The organism is Streptomyces sp. NPDC002520, from assembly GCF_053595235.1.
On sequence record NZ_JBSFXG010000006.1, the window covers coordinates 275,787 to 290,185 of the forward strand.

Annotated in this window: 14 protein-coding genes and 1 pseudogene; 4 read left to right on the forward strand and 11 right to left on the reverse strand. The window is 69.7% G+C overall.

What is annotated here, in order from left to right; translation table 11 throughout:
• Positions 1–131: 131 nt before the first annotated feature.
• Complete coding sequence (locus ACWD5D_RS12465; RefSeq protein WP_450707301.1) at positions 132–956, reverse strand: hypothetical protein; 825 nt, start codon at positions 954–956, stop codon at positions 132–134.
• 376 nt (positions 957–1,332) lie between these two features.
• Between ACWD5D_RS12465 and ACWD5D_RS12470 the strand changes: the two genes are divergently transcribed.
• Complete coding sequence (locus ACWD5D_RS12470; RefSeq protein WP_450707300.1) at positions 1,333–2,847, forward strand: hypothetical protein; 1,515 nt, start codon at positions 1,333–1,335, stop codon at positions 2,845–2,847.
• 102 nt (positions 2,848–2,949) lie between these two features.
• On the opposite strand, the gene ACWD5D_RS12475 is transcribed toward ACWD5D_RS12470, so the two are convergent.
• The 10 genes from ACWD5D_RS12475 to mads2 all read right to left on the reverse strand — a co-directional run bounded on the left by ACWD5D_RS12475 (position 2,950) and on the right by mads2 (position 11,571).
• Positions 2,950–3,318 (reverse strand): hypothetical protein, encoded by a 369-nt coding sequence (locus ACWD5D_RS12475; protein WP_450707299.1) that lies wholly within the window; start codon positions 3,316–3,318, stop codon positions 2,950–2,952.
• A 23-nt stretch (positions 3,319–3,341) separates the two neighbouring features.
• Complete coding sequence (locus ACWD5D_RS12480; protein ID WP_450707298.1) at positions 3,342–3,767, reverse strand: hypothetical protein; 426 nt, start codon at positions 3,765–3,767, stop codon at positions 3,342–3,344.
• On the reverse strand, positions 3,767–4,705 hold the full coding sequence (locus tag ACWD5D_RS12485) for a hypothetical protein (RefSeq protein WP_451372629.1): 939 nt from the start codon (positions 4,703–4,705) through the stop codon (positions 3,767–3,769). The genes ACWD5D_RS12480 and ACWD5D_RS12485 overlap by 1 nt, the downstream gene beginning before the upstream one ends.
• 268 nt (positions 4,706–4,973) lie before the next feature.
• Positions 4,974–5,663, reverse strand: a complete 690-nt coding sequence (locus ACWD5D_RS12490) for an AAA family ATPase (RefSeq protein WP_451372630.1) — start codon at positions 5,661–5,663, stop codon at positions 4,974–4,976.
• 266 nt (positions 5,664–5,929) lie between these two features.
• A complete protein-coding gene (locus tag ACWD5D_RS12495) occupies positions 5,930–6,256 on the reverse strand; it encodes a hypothetical protein (protein WP_450707295.1) in 327 nt (108 codons plus the stop codon).
• An 85-nt stretch (positions 6,257–6,341) separates the two neighbouring features.
• Complete coding sequence (locus ACWD5D_RS12500) at positions 6,342–7,151, reverse strand: hypothetical protein (RefSeq protein WP_450707294.1); 810 nt, start codon at positions 7,149–7,151, stop codon at positions 6,342–6,344.
• A complete protein-coding gene (locus tag ACWD5D_RS12505; RefSeq protein ID WP_450707293.1) occupies positions 7,148–7,609 on the reverse strand; it encodes a hypothetical protein in 462 nt (153 codons plus the stop codon). The genes ACWD5D_RS12500 and ACWD5D_RS12505 overlap by 4 nt, the downstream gene beginning before the upstream one ends.
• 44 nt (positions 7,610–7,653) lie before the next feature.
• Complete coding sequence (locus ACWD5D_RS12510; RefSeq protein ID WP_450707292.1) at positions 7,654–8,490, reverse strand: hypothetical protein; 837 nt, start codon at positions 8,488–8,490, stop codon at positions 7,654–7,656.
• 80 nt (positions 8,491–8,570) lie between these two features.
• The gene (locus ACWD5D_RS12515; RefSeq protein ID WP_351224595.1) at positions 8,571–8,828 is read right to left on the reverse strand and encodes a hypothetical protein; all 258 of its coding nucleotides are present in this window, start codon (positions 8,826–8,828) and stop codon (positions 8,571–8,573) included.
• A 583-nt stretch (positions 8,829–9,411) separates the two neighbouring features.
• On the reverse strand, positions 9,412–11,571 hold the full coding sequence (gene mads2 / locus ACWD5D_RS12520; RefSeq protein ID WP_451372631.1) for a methylation-associated defense system DNA methyltransferase MAD2: 2,160 nt from the start codon (positions 11,569–11,571) through the stop codon (positions 9,412–9,414).
• Between the two features lie 511 nt (positions 11,572–12,082).
• Here mads2 and ACWD5D_RS12525 point away from each other — a divergent pair.
• The 3 genes and pseudogenes from ACWD5D_RS12525 to ACWD5D_RS12535 all read left to right on the forward strand — a co-directional run.
• Positions 12,083–13,963 (forward strand): hypothetical protein, encoded by a 1,881-nt coding sequence (locus ACWD5D_RS12525; RefSeq protein ID WP_451372632.1) that lies wholly within the window; start codon positions 12,083–12,085, stop codon positions 13,961–13,963.
• The gene (locus ACWD5D_RS12530; protein ID WP_450707289.1) at positions 13,953–14,207 is read left to right on the forward strand and encodes a hypothetical protein; all 255 of its coding nucleotides are present in this window, start codon (positions 13,953–13,955) and stop codon (positions 14,205–14,207) included. Before ACWD5D_RS12525 ends, ACWD5D_RS12530 begins: the two co-directional genes overlap by 11 nt.
• A 3-nt stretch (positions 14,208–14,210) precedes the next feature.
• A pseudogene (locus ACWD5D_RS12535) lies at positions 14,211–14,399 on the forward strand (hypothetical protein); the annotation flags it as partial.

Sequence of the window (14,399 nt, forward strand, 5' to 3'; positions counted from 1 at the left end):
GGCAAGACGCCCCTCGGCTGGTAACCGAGGCCGGTCGACCCGCCCGGTGGCACCGGCGCGGGTCGACCGCATCGCGTCAGAGATGTGCGCCGCGCTACGTACACCGCCGAGTCACACCACGTCGTGCCTGTTCATGCGTCGGATTCGTCCCCCTCAGGCGAGAACTCCGCCGCGTAGGCGGCGAACGCCTCGTCGTCGAAATCCACGGGCAGTAGTTCGGGCTCGAACACGTCACTATCCGGATCAAGTGCTTCGGAGTGCGCCATCAGCTGGACCAGGAATGCCTCTGCAGCCTGGAGAGCCTGCGGGTCGTCGAGCCACATCCCGAACTCCAGGCTGCTCCTGGACCTGTGCGTACCGTTGGCGCTGCCCACCCACAGCCGCTCCGGCCGGAAGCCGACGACATCGGCGACCCCACCCAAACCGTCCTCGTCGTGCCACCACATCTCGCCGAGCAGCACGATTTTCGTATGGAGAATGGGCACCATCGGGCCCTTGCGGCGGAAGCCGATCGTCCGCACCGGCGGGATCACCAGGTCGGGCATCGGAGCTCCCGGCCCCACCACCTTGGCGTGGCCCTCCTCGCGCCAGTCCAGGCCGGTGAGCTCAGCGAAGGCGCGGGCCAGCATCCCGTTGTCGCCATCCGCGAGGGGCTTCAGCTTGGCCAGCTTCGCCACGTCCCGTTCGCTGCGACCTTGTTTGGAGACGACGACGCACACGCTGGAGAACCGCGCGAGACAGTCGGCCAGTTCGGGGTCATCGAGCCACAGGAAGCCGCACAACGCCGCCGGCCCCATGCTGCGGAATCCCGGAGTACGGCGCTTTTCCTCCAAGAAGGCTTCCATGCCGTCCACGAGCCCCCTCAGCACATTCCTGCCGAAGTAGCCGCGATGTCCCCCCTGGGTAACGAACTCCCGGTCGAACCCCGGCGGAAACTCCCCACCGTTGGCGTCCATGGCTCCCCCCTCAGCGATTCAGATCCTCAACCACGGCCGTCACCAACCGCTCCAGACCACCAGACCTAACGGAGCAGCATCGCAGATCAAGGCCGACTCCAGGGGCCGGGGTGTGCACGGCGCCGTCCGGACCCCGGTGAGCCTGAGGAGGCGCCCATCGATGCCGGCATTGCGACAGCGCCCACCTGTCACCAAGCGGCGGAGTCTGTGAACGACGCCGCCCTGCTGGTCACGGGGCGCTGTCAGAGGGGGACGCCATCATGACAGCCGCCACCGGAAAGGACGTTCCATGGATTCTCAGGGCTGGACGATCACGCGGGCCGAAGTTAGCCCGGTCAGGCCACGACCGAAACAGTGGGCACCGCCGGGCACCGTATTGCGCGCAGAGCTGTGGGAGGACGAGCAACGCCCATTCCCCACAGACACGCCCGGCTACCGCCGGATCGACGAGCATCAGATCTCCGCGATCGTCACCACGACGTCCGAGGACCCGCCCGTCTACTGCCGCGACGAGGACGGAGACCAGCCCACCGAACTCATCGGTGAGGACGGCTGGCTCTTCGTGATCCACGTCAGGCCCGCCACCGCTGAGGAAGCCGCGGACATCCTGGCGCAGGAGGACGTAGAGGCCCGCCGCACCGAACTGCACCGGCGCCGCCGTGCCCTCTTCGGTACACGCGCACCCCTGCCCGACGGAGTCGTCCCCCCTGCCGACGAGGTGCGGCTGCAGGACACGGTGAAGATCCCCTACGGAGCAGAACTGCAGCGCGGGATCGACCACTTCTGGCCCGACGACGAGATCCGTATCAACGAGGCGCGGGACGAAGCCTGGCTCCTGATCTACAACGGAGCGGACGGCGACAACTGGGAGGCGAGCAACGCCGGGTCCTACATCGCCGTCCGCTACCCGCTCACTGACGAACGCGCTGCCCTCGTGACCGAGCTGCGTGCCGAATTCGAGACGCCGACCTGGGCCAGCGAAGGCTTCGGCGAGGACGCCGCCCGAGTGCTGATCCAGGCCGGCTGGAGCGTGGACGACGCCAAGAGCAAGCTCGGCGGTTTCTCGCTTCGCACTGCCGAGGACGCCACCGTGCTGACGGCCCGCCCGTGGCAGGAGTGGGAGGCCGCAGGGTGGGAGGCCTGGCAGCAGTACGCCGTGCCGGGGTTTGCTCCGGCGGACGCGGCGCGGCTTGCCGACGCCGGCCTGAGCTACAGCGCAGCCCACCAGCGGCGCGCGGCCGGGTTCACGGACATCGAGGAAATCGTGCAGGCGCAGCCGCCGCACATCCCCGACGACGCCGGCCGCATCTTCGTTGAGGCCGAACGGCCGCACTGGCCCTACACCGCCGACGTGACGTCCGACCCCGAGATCGCCCGGGCATGGCTGGCACTCTTCCCCGCCCGGTGGAAGCCGGGCGGGGTGAAAGTGGTATCCGGCGTCCAGCCCGTGCACGTCACGGACAGCTGGTCACTGTGGGACGACGGCGCCCTGCTCGTGGGTACGTGGATGGCCATCTATCCGAGCCGGGGAGCAGAGCGGAAGACGGCGCACCGTCCCCAGTCCCTGCCAGCTGGTGCGGTGGCCGCCCTGGACCTGGTCACCGGCAGCCGCACGGACGTTCCCCGCGCCGCGTGGTCGGCGCTGCTGGACGCCACGGAGCACCACCTGCACGAAATCGACCAGGCAAGTCACCGCGGATATCAGTGGGGTTCGTCCAAGGCGCTGCGACGGCACGACTTCACCACACCGGGCGGCGTGAAGTCCCTGTGGGAGGTCTGGGGCGACGAAGGCGGCATGTCCAACGGTGAAGGCGACTACCACGAGACCTCAGAGATCTACGACTCCCCGGAGCCTGCGCGACGCCAGTACGCCGACTGGAAGCTGACCTGACCTCTTGCCCCGAGCTCCCCGGGGCGAAAGAGCGGGGCGGAGCCAATGGTGGTGGCTCCGCCCCGCTCTCAGTATCCCGCCGACCGCGAGCGACCCAAGTGGTCAGTCCCGGTTCTCCAACGCGATGTTGTAGAAACCGTCGTCCCCCTCCGGCTCCGCCAGATCAGCCGGTGCACCACGCCAGCTGTCGGGAGTCCCAGGAGAACTCGGCGCCTCGTCGGCCGCCGGATCGAAGTTGAGCCACGTGTACAGGTCGCCGGCCGACTCGTGGAGACGGCCGTCGTCGCCGACCACGTAGAACTGTGAGTTGCCGCCGTAGCCGAAGGCGTCGAAGTAGTCCCACACGCACACGAGCCGAACGCCGAACGTGTCCTCAAGGCGCCCGAACACCCGGTTGATGTCCTCGGGCGTGTAGCCGTCGACCATGCACCCCTGCAGGTCGCTGATGTCGTTGTCCTTCAACAGATCCACGGGCGTGGTCCCTTCGGTCCCTGTCAGGGCGTGGTCGTGTGGGGGAGTGGGTACATGGGCCAGCTCCCCTTGGTCTTGAGGTAGTCGGCGACGTCATTGGGGTCGACGATGTCCAGGCCGGTCGGATCCGTGGTGTGCTCGCAGGCCAGGCACGCTCCGGCAAGCAGAGCGCCGGGTGGCAGCCGGCCGCCGTGCAGCCAGGTCTGCACGGCCTCCTCGATCGGCATGGTCGGCCCGAATTCCCAGGCGTCGCAGGCCGGGCACTTCCACTTCCAGGCGCTGCCGTACGGCTGCCGCTCGACGTCGGCGGCCCCGATGTAGTCGGAGACGATCTGGACGTCGCTGGTGCGCAGGTGCGCCGGGGCCAGCCGCCCTGAACCGGCCGTAGCCAGCTCCAGGGCGACGACCAGCATTCCGGGCACGTCGGCCCGCGTCAGCGGCTGCTCCATCAGACGACCTCGCCGTGCACCGTGACGTCCGGGGCATGGCGGTCGCAGTCCGCACCGACGGCCGACGGCGGCAGGGCGATCACCGCGGCCTCGCGTGCGGCGGACAGTGCCGTATCGAGGTGCTCGTCGACGTGCTGGAGGCCCTGCCTGGACTGCAGGTCGGCGATGGCGTGTTCGTCCCGCGCCGTCCGGGCGACCAGGTCGAGCACAGCCTCGTTGTCCTGCGCCAGGTGCTCGATCTGCTGCAGCTCGCGAAGCCGCCGATCGGCCTCCCGGGTCCGGGCGGCGTAGGCCTCCAGCGCCTCGACGCGCTGCTGGATGCTGGTGAGGCTGATGGCCATGGCCTGACGCCGTGCACTGAGAACTTCGCGGGCGTCGTTCCCGGCCGGGTATGCCGGTTCGTTCGCAGACAGACGGCTGTAGGAGCGCAGGGTCACAGCGATCTCCCACTGTTCGACAGGCAGCCCGGTCGCGTTGCGCGCCGAGTCGACCAAGTCGAGCAGATGCACCGCAGAGTCCATGATCTGCTCGGAGGCGCGGACCGCGCGCACGAGCAACTGAGCGGCCTCGTCGATCAGTTCCGACGTCAGGATGTACCGCTGGCGAACGGCTCCCAAGCGCTCCACGTCGGTGCGCTGCTGAGCGAGCTTGCGGATCTTGGGCACGGCGACCGCGCCGACCACCGCCACGGTCGCGAGGGGCGCCACCGCGACCCATACGCCCCCCGCCAACAGTCCAAAGGGGATCAGCATCGTGCCGGTCATCGCCATCGGTTCGCCGAAGGCGTCCATTGCTCCGGTCCACGGCGCGGCCAGCGACTCAGGCGCAGGGCTGGGCAAGTGCTCGGGTGCGGTCGTGCGGATGAGCCGTGCCAGATCCGCATCCAGGTCCGGGTCGACGACGACCAGAGCCTCGGCCGGCTGCATACCGTCACTCACTTGTGGAGCTCCTCACTGTCGCGGGATGTCTCATCACATCTCTTTGTCTTCACTAATTTACCCGCACAGCCGGGCATGGTCAAGCTATACGCGTTACTGTGGGGTGGTGTGTGGCGCTCATGTCCGCCCAGCGGGTCATACGGGGCGGCGCATGAGGAGTCCCGGTGCACTGCGTCCGGCACAGGGGCCTGCCGCGGCCGACGGCCATGCTCAGCGGGGAGCCGTTCGCTACTCGTTCTTGGCTACTGGCGGCACGGTCGAATTCCTCTCAGGCCAGAGCCAGGCCGGTACGCCAGCCGGCGCCGATCGTACGGACGTCGGTGAACCCCTCGCCGGCCAGAAGCGGCAGAGACAACGTCGTCAGCTCGAACTGCCGCTTCAGCTCCTCGTCCGGCACCCGCCGGTTGGCCGGCCGCTTGGAGTTGCGCAGCAGGCAGACATCAAAGGCGGTGACGAACACGACAGCGACCACTGGCCTGCCCCATCGCCGGGCACGCTCGACCAGCCGGGCACGGACGGCGGCCTCCACGTTGGTGGAGTCCAGGACGGTGGTCTCGGCGTACTTCAGCCGGGTCTCCACCAGCAGGTCCTGGATCTGGACAGCCTGCGGTGTCACCGTCTGGTTGCCGGCGTCGCCGGTCAGGCGCCTGCGCAGTTCGTCCAGGCTGACCACCCAGTCGGCGGGGAAGGCACTGGCGAAGCGGGACTTTCCTGCAGCTCCGGGCCCGACGAAGACCACCAGGGCGCCCGGCTCGAAGAGTGCCATGGCCTCGGTGCGCTCATGGATGTCGGCGTCTTCCGCTGCATCGCGGGCATCGTGGTACCGGCTCTGTCCGGCCTGGCAGCCGGGGGCCTGGCAGTCCCAGCCGTGCGTCTCCTTCTCGGGGTGGTTCACCGTGGCCGAGGGCGGCTCGGAGAACCGCCAGGTGAGGTGCGGATCGAGGACGGAGCTGGACATGGGGTCCCTTCAGATCGAATCGGTTGCTTGAGGGGGCGTACGGCGGCGGGTTCACTCAGCCGCAGGCAGGTCGACAGGCCGGAGATGGGCACGGCCGGCTGCCACGTCGGCTTCGGCGCGACCTGAGGGGCAGCGCGAAGAGCCAGGCCGGTACGGATGTGGCGTAGAGAAGCGAGCCGACCCAGTGGACCAGGTGGATGCGAGGCTGCTGGGTGAAATTCCAGGCAGTGCCGGGTGGTTGCGGTCGGCGTTGGCGGTGTACTTGGTCAGCGGGGCGGACGCTTGGAGTCCCCCTCCGGCAGACGTCGCGTGCTCGTCCCGGCGTCGCGCGCTGCCTGGCCCGCCCGGCTCCTTGCGATGATGATCGCGACGACGGCGTCCGCGGCGATGACCCAGAGCATGAACGTCCACTCCGTCACCGCGGGGAACCAGCCGCCGCCGGGTCCCAGCAGGAGGCTGCCGTCGAAGCCCATCAGGGCGCACACGGTCCCGGAGACCAGCTGCGCCGGCTTGCGGAGCATCATGCCGTTCAGTACGAGCAGAGCTCCCGCCAGCAGGACCACCTCACTGAGCGGGCCGGCGATTGCGCTCACGTCGCTTCCTTTCGGAGTTCGAGTTGCCTGTCAGGATGCCCGGGCGGCGCGCCCTGGCATCGACGCGCGGGATCGGCTGTCGTCCTCATGTGGCTGCGTCAGCAGCGAGCGGGTACCGGGCGGTGAGCTCGGCCGCAAGGTCCGCAAGGGCGGGCGGCACGTCTCCCTGCGTGGTCCAGGGGTCCGGGAACCTCGCCAGTGCCCGGTCGAGCAAGGCGCGGCCGGCGTCGGTCAGGCTGAGCCGGATGCCCTCCTCCTGCACAAGTCCGCAGGCGATCGCGGCCCGTACGTCGGTGTGGAAGTGCAGCTCGGACGTGATGTACCGCCAGGGCGCATCCTCGGCGATGCCGCGCAACACCAGAAGGACCATGCCGGCGTCCAGGTGGTCGTCCCGGTTCGGGTTGGACTGGATGCCGGCGACCGCGGCCGTGAACGCTGTGTTGACCGCCTGCTGCTCGAGTCCGTGCACGCTGAGGGTCACCGTGCCGCGGGCGCGCATGTCGATCTGGGTCACTGCCGGCCGGTCGGTGAAGGTGCTCATGAACTCCCATACGGGCATCCAGCCGGGCCCGAACTCGTTCAGTTGGCGGCGGGAGGCGAACCCGACGAACGTCGCGCTGCGGGAGTAGATGCGCTGCTGCTGCGGCACCCGGTCCCACACCGCGGACAACCCTCCGGGCCCGAACCGCTCCCAGTGGGCCCGCTCGCAGGTCTCCACCTTCCCGGTGAACCGGTCGGCGGCGTCGTGCAGGCCCTCGGCGCGGTCCCGGGCGATCACACCGGCGTGGGCCTTGTTCCACTGGTCGACGAGGTGCTGGGCGTGGGCCTGTTCGAAGAAGGCCACCTTGCGATGGTCGAGGACGGCCAGGTGCAGCTCTGACGCAGCGGTGGTCATGCGGTCACCTCCGTGTCGGCGGGTGAGGGCACGGTGGCCCACGGCCAGGAATCCGGCGCCGCTGCCGGGTCGAGGACGGCCTCGACGTCATGGGCCTGCAGCGCGTGGCGCGTGCGGTGGACGATCTCCCCGGTGTCCAGGAGTCCGTCGCCGTGGACGACACGCATCTGCCGGCGCAGCTTGAAGTCGGCGATCATCTTCTCCTCGAGGTAGTACTCGAGGATGGCCGTCATCGGTGCCGGCTGAGCCGTGTCGTCGAGCTCGACGAACACGCCCTGCTCGCCCCACACCCTGACCAGGGCCTTGCCGGCGGGATCCTGTGGCGAGTTGTGCTCCTTCCAGATCGCAAGGACGAGCCGGCCCAGGCTGTGGGCGTCGCCGTGCTGCTGCTTGCCGTGCTCGACCACGGCCGTGCCGTCCTGGCCGGGCACATGGATCTCGTACCGGTACGTGCGCATGCTGCTCCCCCTTCCGAGGGTGTCGAGGCCGTCTGCGGCCGCGGTCAGCGGACCTCGTCCTGCTCGGCGTCGGCGGCCTGGGCGGCGGTGCCGGCGTGGCGGTGGCCCTTGTTGAGCACCGTGACGACCAGGTCGTCCTCGTGGCCGGCATCCGCTTCCTTGCGGAACACGCCGCGTGTGCGGATCAGCTTGTGGCCAGCCAGCACGTCGAGGGCGCCGGCGAGGTCGGAGCTGGCCGGCTGCCAGTGCAGGCGGACCTGGCCCGCGTCGGCCACGCTCTCGATGGCGGCCGCGGCGAGCTGGTGCTCCTCGGTGGTCGCCGGCACGGTCGTCTTGGCCGCGGACGCGGCCAGGACCTCCAGCAGAGCCCGCTCCGCGGGGGAGAGCGCGAGGGGAGTCAGGCGTACGCCGCGGGTGCGGTTGTGCTCAGTGACGGCGTAGCGGCGCAGGCCGTCGGCGCTGAAAACCGGGCCGGAGGCCAGGGTCTGGAGGTGATGCGGCTTGAGGTCGCCGGCGTCCAGCAGCTGGCTCACCCGGGTCCGCGACACCTGGATGATGTCTGCGGCCTCGGCGACGCCGGCGAGTTCGGGGACGAGCGGCTCGGCGAGCCGGCGGTCGAACTCCGCCTCGGTCATCACCTCGATCCCGACGACGGCGGGATGGATACCCTGCTTCATCGCGGCGCCCTGGGCGTACTCCACGCCCCGGTTGCCGGCGTCGACGGCGCTGTCGCTCTCGACGAACAGGCGGATGGACAGGTTGCCGTTGGGCGCGGTGCCGGCGGTCCCTCCGTACGCGGTCAGGTCTTCGGCGATGTCGACGAAGGCCTCGGGCGTGGTGCCGGAGTCGGTGAACTCCACGTACACGCTGAACTGAGTCATTGGTCCTCTTCTCTCCTTCTGCGGTGACGGCGCTGCGACCGGCCCGGGCGCCGGGGTCACCCCCGGCGCCACCCGGCCGCTCAGAAGTCAGTGAACCCGGCTCGCTTCAGATCAGCCTTGGCGTTCTTCAGGCCCCGGTACTCGCTGGGCGTGCTCGGCAGCGTCGTGACGAACACCCACTTGACGGTCTCCTCGTCGGCCTCCTTGCCGGGCTTGGGGGCCTCCTCGTTCTCGACGGGCCGGAACACCATCCAGTGGTTCTTCTTTGTCCGCTTGACGCGGTAGCCGCTCTTCGCGATCCGCTCGCGCAGCTTCTCCAGGTCTTTCTTGTTCGCCATGTTCTCCCCTAACACTTAACGCCGTCAAGAAATATGATCGCACACAAAACTGCATGACGTCAAGAAATAGAGAAAAAAATTGTTGGGTGGGCGGCCCAGGCCTCACCAGAGCCGCCAGAACCCCGCCTCTCGGGCCTCAAGACCGCGCCGAGCAGGGTCGCTTGCACATGTCCGGCCGAAGCCTTCTGTCGCAGCTCAGACCTGCGGCACACGACCGCAAACTCACTCGTGATGGCGCCGGGAGCCGTGCCGGCCGCGCTGCTGCTGTCAGTCGGCGGTGCTTCGGCCGCAGCCCGGCACCGATGCCGATGCGCGCTCACCCGTGGCCGGCCCGCACTCATGCAGCCGAACGTCGTGACGCGAGCACCCGCGGGCGAGAGCGTTGCCGGTCCTGCGCGAGGGGATCAGCGGACAGAGCATCCTCGGCGGCGCTCGCTGCCGCGGCATGCTGGCGGCCAGGGTCCCTGCGGACCACGCCAGTTCCAGCTGCGGCATGTTCCGCAGGACGGTGATGAGGAGCTGGAACGCGGTCGGTCACGGAACGCCGGACGAGGTCCCAGGTCCGGTCGCCGCCCTGTGCCCTTCACTGCCTCGGCGGCGTGTTCCAGGGCAGCTCACCGGCGTGCAGGTGAACGAACTTGAGGTACTCGGTGATGACACTCGGCCGGTCGTGGCCTCCGGGCCGTTCCCGCAAGGACATCAGGTCGTCGTCCAGGATCCGGGTGCGCAGTGTGCGGGCGCGCCGAACCGTGACGTTGCTGACGACGATGTCCTCCGCCTCTTCGTACTCCCGCACGACGACGTCCCCTCGGGCGTCCCGTACGAACAGCGGGTTGCCGCGCCGGTCGTGGCCGACCTTCTCGGCGACGGCCATGAACAGCGGATAGTCGACCGGGCCGTTCGCCAGGTCCTCGGCCTTCTCCGCATCGGTCTTCTTCCGCAGAAAGAGCATTGTGGTGAGGACGTTGACGCCGGCTCCCACGACGAAGGCCTCTACGGGGAGTTCGATACTGGCCATCAGCCAGCACTCGCTGAGGATGTACTGGCGTACGGCCTCGTCGTCCGGGCCCGGGTTGGACAGCATGCCATTGGGCAGCACCATGCCGATGCGGCCGCCGGGCCGCACCCACTCGATGGCCTTCTGCACAAACAGCCGCTCCGGGGCGACCGAGGACGCCGGCATCCCGCGCCGGAGCCTGCCGTCCTTCGAGCGGGTCCAGGTGTAGGCGACGCTCGGCTTCTCCCTGGTGAGCTCCGCAGGGTCTTCGCGGAACAGGTCCAGGACCGGTCCCGTCACCGGAATGTCGGCACCGTAGGGAGGGTTGGTCAACAGCACGTCGACCGTGCCGGGTCCGATGCGGCGGAGATGCTGCCGGGCCCGCTCCACACCAGGCAGGCTGCCCTCCCAGGGGAAGCCGAGGGAGTCCATCTGGAAGGTGTTGCCCGCCACGTCGCTGAGCATCATCACGCCGAACGCCGCTGCGCGGGCCAGGGCGGGATCGATGTCCGCTCCGAAGACCCGGTCGCGTGCGTACTCGCGAAGCCGGAGCCGGCGGGAGATCTCGAGCCGGGTCTGCTCCCGAGCGGTGAGGACCTCGGTGTCCTCGGACGCCTCCCACTTGTGCAGCGCGTACAGCAGGCTCTCGCTCAGGAACCCGCCCGTGCCGCAAGACGGGTCGAGAACGGTCTCGTTCTCCGCCGGGTCGAGGATCTCGACCATGAGCCGCACGGCACTGGACGGCGTGAAGAACTGGCCGTGGTCACCTCGCAGACAATCGCCCGCCAGTTCCTGGTAGGCGGCGCCGAGCGCGTCCGGTGACGAGCCGAGGATGCTGCACGCTGCCAGCTCGCCGACGATGAAGGCCAGAGCACCCTCACCGAGAGTGAGCCGGTCCTGATCCCCGAACAGCCCCTGATCGGCGTGGAACGCCTTCGCCTCCTCGAAGAGTTCGCCGATCCGGGCGGCGACGCCGGAACGACCCGGCTCTTCTGCGGCGGGGCCGTTGGCTCCGAGGGAGAAACGGGCCGCTCGCCTCTGATCCCTCACCAGGCGCTCGTCATGGGCCTTGGCGAACAGGACGTACAGGAACTGCCAGAAAGCGGCGTCCCTGGACAGACCCTCGTTGGCGTGGAGGTAGCCGAAGCAGCGGCGGAAGGCGAACCCGAGCATGGTCGCCTCGCTCGGCCGCGCGATGTCCGGTGAGGAAACGGCTCCGGGGGCGTCGCTGCGGGGCCAGGACGGCATCGGCACGTACGTCACCTGGGACGAGGACATGACGCGGTGGATGAAGTGGATGTCCTGGCCGTCCGCCCACAGCCCGTACGTGCACTGCGGGCCGGCCCCGCGCATCAGCGCGGCGACCTCTTCGACCTGGTCCTTGGACTCGGCGCCGGTACGGCTCCTGGAGGAGGCGCGGGCGGCCTTGGGGCGGGGCTTGGTGACAACGAGCCGGCGGATGTTGCCCGCCTCGTGGGGCTTGCCCTCCTCGAAGACCGCGATGCTCGCGCGACGGCGGGAGGTGCGGCCGGTCGCCTCGTCCACCACGGAGATCGCGAAATCGCTCTCCATGTCGGCCGGGTGGATGCCGTACTGGTGGGCCAGCACCCGCCCGATCCACTGGCGCACCTTCTCGCCGTCGTTGAGCCTCGCCAGCGCGGAGCCGGTGAGGTAGTCGAAGGCCTCGGCGCTCTCCACTGACGGCGCCGCGGAGGTCTTCCGGCGGTCTCCCGTGACCGGCGTCATACCCGGTTCCGCCTCACAGAGGCCGGTGAAACCGGGGGGAAAGGGATGGGCAGCGGGCAGGGCAAGGAATCTCCCAAGGGCATCGGCAACGCAAGCGAGTCTGCCCCCACACCCACCCAAAGGTCAAGTTATACGCGTTGCGTGGGTGTTGTGTCGGCGTACGGGTGGGGAGCAGCGCCCTGGTGCTGTGATCGCTCGCTGAACGGCCCGCGGCCGAGGTGAGAAGCGCCAACGCCACCGACATTTGCGCGACGAGCCGGTGCTCGGGACGCTGACGGGCGGGCCCGGGCGACACATTGCTGTGTGGCCCAAGGCGCCCTTCGCGCTGTGGAAGCAACCGCTATGGTGTCCCCAGGGCAGGAACTGCTGCCCCCGTCCGCATCCCGTGGCCCGGACCCACCGATGCAGCAGCGGCGGGAAGAGGCGAGGCGCCACGTCAGTTGTGAGACTTCCACCTTGCGTCTGTCGGCGCGCCGGTCCGGGCAGTCGTGCCGCGGAACGGATTCCCCTTATGTCCAGGGACGGACAGAACGTCCTGCTGCGCCAGCAGTACACAGGCGAGCCGCGCCAGGCCGCCCACGCCTTCTACCAGGCCAGGGGCCTGTACTTCGGACTCGTGCCCGACGCCACCGACCCCCAGCAGCAACTCCTCGAAGCCGCCGTGATGCTCGGCCTCGCCCGCCCCCGTCTGCCCGAACAGACCGAGACCGCTGCGCACTTCGGGCTGCGCGGGGTCTCCCCGGACGTGGACCGGCTCGTCCTGTGGCCCGACCGCGACCGCATTCCGCAACTCCTGGCCCGCATCCTGCCGGTACGCACCCAAGAGGGCATCGCCGGCGTCGCCGGCCTGCGGGTGCGCCCACCAGCCGGCCGCACCGACACTCTGCTCCTCGCCCGTCCCGGCCACCGCGCCCACCTGACCGTGCGCGCCCGGCGCCGAGACCTCGAGGCCGCCGAACAGTGGGCCAAGGACGCCGGCCTCGAACCACTGTGGACCACCGGCACACCACAGGCCGGGGAACAGGCGGCGTGGAAGTACCTGGCCGATGGCCTGCCGCCCGAGGAGCGCGCCCTGTGGAGCCGGGCACTGCGCCGCATCGCCCTGCAGGCGGCCGGCTCCTCCGAGTGGGCGGAACGCCTGCCCACCCGCCAGGAGCTGGACGGGCCCAAGCCCCAGCGGATCGCGCCGCGCCCGGTCGGCCCGATCGGTGGCCCCGCCCGGGGCGTCATCGCAGTGACCACCTCCCGCGGGCAGGCGGGCCTGGGCTGCACCACCGCGGCCCTCGCCCTGGCCAACGCGCTCGCCCGCACCGGCACAGGGGTCGCCTTCCTCGGCGCCGGCGCCGAAAACCCCACAGGGCTCGCCTACCTCCTGCGCGACGACCTCCCGCCCACCGGAGTGCTCACCGACGTCGCTGACGACCTGCCCGGCGGCGGAGCCTTGCGCGCCATGACGCTGCCGTCCGACCCTGTGCGGGCCCGCGAACTGCTCGCCGAAGCCTCCCGCACACACGACACCGTGGTCCTGGACGCCGGCGCAGCCTTCCAGCTGCGCCACCTCGTCGAGCACGCCGACACCGTCCTCGCCCTGGTGCGCTACCAGCCGGAGCTGTGGGGACACACCGAGGACACCGCCCGGCTTCTGCAATTCCTGGACAGGATGTTCGCCGCCTACGTCGAGGACCGTACGGAGATCGAAGAGGTCGAGCAGGTCGACGACCCGGCGGTCTACGTCGAGGGAGAACGCAACGTTGACCGATGGTGGTCCGAGTACGGGCAGGGCCTGTTCGACTCGGACGACTGGCCGCGGCTGCCCGATGAGTTGACAGCAGGCCATCTCAACAGCTGGCGCCGCGACTTCCTGACCTTCCTCGACCGTGAGGGACGCCGCCGCCACCCGGAAACCTGGGAAGCGGCCACCAGGGTGTGGGCGACCCGCAACCGCGCGCGCAACTACCGCGGGCTCCAGCCCGGCGAGGACGCAAACGACGCCGCCGCGTATCTCGATGCCGAAGACATCAAGGTGGTGCGGCGTCTGGCCGAACCGGCATCCGTCACCGACTGGCTGCTGCGGCAGTTCGACGGCCTTGCCGAGTCCGGGCCGACGCTCGTCCTGGCTCGTGTCCCCGAGGACGTCGACCCGCACCAGCTCGCCGAGGTCCGCGAGGGCCTGCGCGCCCACGGCATCCCGGACATCGTCATCTGGCCCGACCTGGAAGAACTCAGCGAGCTTCCCTTCATCGTCACCGGCGTGACCAGCCTGTCGGACGAGGCCACCGCCGCCGCGAACCGCCTCGCTCTGGCCGCCGCCAAACGCCTGGCCGCGCACAAGGGGGGACACCACGTGAACGCCCAGCCCGACCCCGCCGGAGGGAAGCACCTTGACCGCTGAGGACCCGATCGCCGTGCTGCAGGAGCACCTGGACGGCCTGCAGCAGGAGTACGGGCCCGCACACCAGGAAGTCATCGAGACGTGGACGAGGCTCGCGGAACTGTCCGGAGAGCGAGGCGATCACCGCGCCGCCGCGCGCCTGTACCAGGAGCTCGGTGACAGACTCCGCGAAGCCGTGGGCCCGTTCGACGGGAAAGCGCTGGACGCCTACGAGGGCATGGCCCGTTGGGTGGCCGGGGGCTGACTGCCAGCAACCCGCGGCTGCGGAACGCTGGCCGGGTCGGGCCTCGCGTCCGCCCCGGCCAGGGCGACCCCACCTCCACGACCTGACCCCCGTGTCTCCCGCGCCATGGGCCGTGCCTTCCAGGGACCGGTCCGCTTCACCCGCGAAGGAGGCTCGGGCCCCGCCGCCGACCTCCAGGAGATCCTCGGCGCC